Annotated in this window: 3 protein-coding genes and 3 pseudogenes; 5 read left to right on the forward strand and 1 reads right to left on the reverse strand. The window is 48.0% G+C overall.

Annotated features, from left to right (window positions below; all coding sequences use genetic code 11):
• The 5 genes and pseudogenes from FYJ34_RS14995 to FYJ34_RS15665 form a co-directional block, all read left to right on the forward strand.
• Positions 1-462: pseudogene (locus FYJ34_RS14995) on the forward strand (pyridoxal-phosphate dependent enzyme); the annotation flags it as partial.
• Between the two features lie 18 nt (positions 463-480).
• Positions 481-911 (forward strand): annotated as a pseudogene (locus FYJ34_RS00205) (RrF2 family transcriptional regulator).
• Between the two features lie 197 nt (positions 912-1,108).
• Positions 1,109-1,315 carry a hypothetical protein gene (locus FYJ34_RS12905; protein WP_235899128.1) on the forward strand — a complete coding sequence of 69 codons (207 nt, stop codon included), beginning with the start codon at positions 1,109-1,111 and terminating at the stop codon, positions 1,313-1,315.
• Positions 1,312-2,607, forward strand: a complete 1,296-nt coding sequence (locus FYJ34_RS00210) for a type 1 periplasmic-binding domain-containing protein (protein WP_235899129.1) — start codon at positions 1,312-1,314, stop codon at positions 2,605-2,607. Before FYJ34_RS12905 ends, FYJ34_RS00210 begins: the two co-directional genes overlap by 4 nt.
• Positions 2,588-3,055, forward strand: a complete 468-nt coding sequence (locus FYJ34_RS15665; RefSeq protein WP_330582417.1) for a hypothetical protein — start codon at positions 2,588-2,590, stop codon at positions 3,053-3,055. The genes FYJ34_RS00210 and FYJ34_RS15665 overlap by 20 nt, the downstream gene beginning before the upstream one ends.
• A gap of 415 nt (positions 3,056-3,470) precedes the next feature.
• Here FYJ34_RS15665 and FYJ34_RS12820 read toward each other — a convergent pair.
• Positions 3,471-3,688 (reverse strand): annotated as a pseudogene (locus tag FYJ34_RS12820) (hypothetical protein); the annotation flags it as partial.

Genomic DNA, 3,688 nt, shown 5'->3' on the forward strand with positions numbered 1-3,688 from the left:
ACCGCAGGACGACAGGACCGGAGATCTGGGAAGATACCGAAGGAAAGGTGGATATTTTTGTGGCGGGAGTGGGTACCGGAGGTACGCTTACCGGAACAGGAGAATTCCTGAAGGCACAGAATCCAAGCGTAGAAGTGGTAGCCGTTGAGCCGAAGGCGTCTCCGGTGTTATCCCAGGGAACGGCAGGACCACACAAGATCCAGGGAATCGGCGCCGGGTTTATTCCGACCAATTTAAATACAGCATTGTATGGGGAGGTGATCCGGTAGAAAATGAGGATGCGTTTGAAACATCGAAAGCATTCGGAAAGCAGGAAGGAATCCTGGTAGGGATCTCATCCGGAGCGGCGTTAAGCGCGGCGATCCAGCTGGCAAAACGGCCGGAAAATAAGGGAAGACTATAGTAGCAGTACTTCCTGACAGTGGAGATAGATATTATTCTACACCGCTGTTTGAAGAATAAAGGATATGGGGGCTGATCATGAAGTTTTCAAAAAAGAGCAGGTATGGACTGGTAGCGTTGATTGACCTGGCGGTCCAGCCGGAAACAGAGTATGTTGCGCTGAATACCATCGCGGAAAGAAATGAGATTTCCACACAGTATTTGGAGCAGATATTCGGAAGTCTGAGAAGGGCGGGGTTGTAAACAGTGTAAAGGGTCCGCAGGGCGGATATCGCTTGTCCCAAAAGGCACAGGAAATCCGGGTTTCACAGATTTTGGAGGTGCTGGAGGGAGAGTACAGGCTGGCAGAGGAGACGGGGGATTCCCCGATTTCCCGGACGATTCAAAGTATGGTAGTAGATCCGGTAAACGATGGATTAACGAAGATACTGGAAGAGATCACGCTGGAGGATCTGGCAAAAGATTATCTGAGGCACCAAAAAGGCGAGGAACTGATGTATTACATCTAGGAGAGGTCGCTATATGAAGGAGAGCAGAAAGTGTTTTTCGATGAAAATTCGATACAAATGCGTTCTGCTTTTTTTCATGAAAAAAATCGTGTATAATAAGGATGTTTCAAAAAACAGAAGCATAAGGAGGCAACGATGTCACTTTCTGAATATATGAAGGCTTACAAATCAGGAAAAAGGAGTATCAGACAAGACTTTTGAAAGGACTGCACCCGACGGTGGAAGTACTGGATGAACTGCTTCCCACCAGAGGAACCTTGTCGGAAGTCCCCCTTGGCCTTGTGCAGATCCCAATGGATCAGATCGTAGGAACCAAGACAAAAAGCAGGAGCAGTGCTTTTGCCCACAATTTTATGCCGATCCTGCGGAAAATACCGAGTTTGCATACAAGTGGTCCAGATTGAGCGACAGCCATGAGCAGGAGGGGATCCGTGAGCCTATCAAAGCATACGAGTATATGAACCGGTTTTATGTGGAGGAAGGCAATAAGAGAGTCAGCGTCATGAAACATTATAATGTGGCGTATACTCCGGGAACTGTTGTCCGTATTATACCGAAGAAGACGGAAGAAACAGAGAACAGGATCTATTTTGAATTTTTGGACTTTTATGAGGCGGCTCACATGAACAATATCTGGTTCTCAAAGGTGGGAAGTTTTCCCAAACTGCAGAAGATGGTGGGAAAACAGGAAAAGGAGCCGTGGACGGAAGAAGAGCGGCGGGATTTTAATTCGGCCTACACCCGGTTTACGACAGCGTTTCAAAGCCAGAATAAAAATCAGCTGTCCGTCCTGCCGGGAGACGCCTTTTTGGCCTTGCTCTCTCTTTATGGATACGCAGAGATCCGGGATATCGGGATCAGTGAATTAAAGAAACTGATTGCGGACAGCTGGGAAGAATTTGAATTGCTGGAAGAAGAAAAGGAAATCGATCTGAAGATGGATCCGGCGAAAGAGAAGCCGTCTATTTTCAGCCGGTTCCTTCCCTTGAACGAGACGAAACTAAAGATCGCCTTCCTGTATGATAAGACGCCGGCCTCTTCCGCCTGGACATATGCCCATGAACTGGGCAGACAGCATCTGGAGGAATGCTTTGCGGATGCGGTGGAGACACTGGTCTTTGAAAATGTGACGGAACAGACGGTGGAAGAAGTGATGGAGGAAGCCATCCGGGCAGGGTGCAACCTGATTTTTACCACTACGCCGGTGTTTGTGACGGCCAGTGTAAAAGCTGCCATTGCCAATCCGGATGTCCGTATTTTAAGCTGTTCTTTGAACACCTCCCACAGATATATCAGAACCTACTATGCCAGGATGTATGAGGCAAAGTTTCTCATGGAGCGCTGGCGGGACTCAGTACGGAAAAAGACAGGATCGTATATCTGGCAGACTATCCTATTTATGGGAAATTGCCAATATCAACGCCTTTGCATTGGGAGTCAGGATGGTCAACCCCAAGGCAAAGGTGTACCTGGAGTGGTTTACGAGAAAAGGGGCGGATCCGGACGGATATATCCGGCAGTCGGAGGCGGACTATGTATCCGGAAAAGATATGGTGATACCGGAGGCGAATTCCCGGATGTTTGGAGTTTACAGAAAAGAGGGACGGATTTTGCCAATCTGGCCATGCCTGTATGGCACTGGGGACGGTTTTATGAACAGTTGATCCAGACGATCTTTGACGGAACCTGGAAATGATGATGCGCCGGAGGGAACGAAAGCCATCAATTACTGGTGGGGGATGTCGGCGGAAGTGGTGGATGTGATCTGCTCCGGAAGCCTTCCGGAAGGAACGAGACAGCTGACGGAACTTTTGAAGGAAACCATACGGCTTGGCATTTTTCACCGTTTACCGGAACTTTTTACGATCAGGAGGGGGTGCTCCGGGGAAGAGAAGGAGATAGCCTATCTCCGGAGGAGATTATCACCATGGACTGGCTGGCGGAAAATATTGAGGGAGAGATCCGGATCTGGAAGAACTGGAAGAGAGCTTCCGCCAGTGGTATTGCAGCAGGGGCTTCCAGAAAAAGAAAGAGGACAAATCATGAAAATACTTGCAATGGCAGATGTAGAATCCAAATATTTCTGGACTATTTTGAAAAAAAAACTGGAAGGGATCGACCTGATCATTTCCTGCGGGATCTGAATCCAAATTATCTGTCCTTTCTGGCCACCTTCACTTCCGCACCGGTTCTTTATGTACACGGCAACCATGATACAAAATATGCGGAAACGCCTCCGGAAGGGTGCATCTGTATAGACCGTATCTATGTTCATCAGGGAGTCCGAATCCTGGGCTGGGAGGATCCATGAGATAAGCAAAGGAGATCATCAGTACAGAAGGAGAAATGAAACGCAGAGTCCGGAAGCTTTGGCCAGTTTGTGTATGAAAAAAGGGATAGACATTCTGCATCACGTATCCTGTGGGGAAGATCCCCCGTCATTGATCATAGGCGGACATGGTCACCAGAATGTCTATCCCTTTTTCATACACAAACTGGCCAAAGCTTCCGACTCTGCGTTTCATTTCTCCTTCTGTAGATGATCTCCTTTGCTGTATCTCATGATCTCCCAGCCCAGGATTCGACTCCCTGATGAACATAGATACGGTCTTCTATACAGATGCACCCTTCCGGAGGCGTTCTATTTTGTATCATGGTTGCCGTGTACATAAAGAACCGGTGCGGAAGTGAAGGTGCCAGAAAGGACAGATAATTTGGATTCAGATCCCCGCAGGAAATGATCAGGTCGATCCCTTCCAGTTTGCTTTTTTTCAAAA

It is taken from the genome of Suipraeoptans intestinalis (genome assembly GCF_009696485.1).
Lineage (GTDB): Bacteria > Bacillota > Clostridia > Lachnospirales > Lachnospiraceae > Suipraeoptans > Suipraeoptans intestinalis.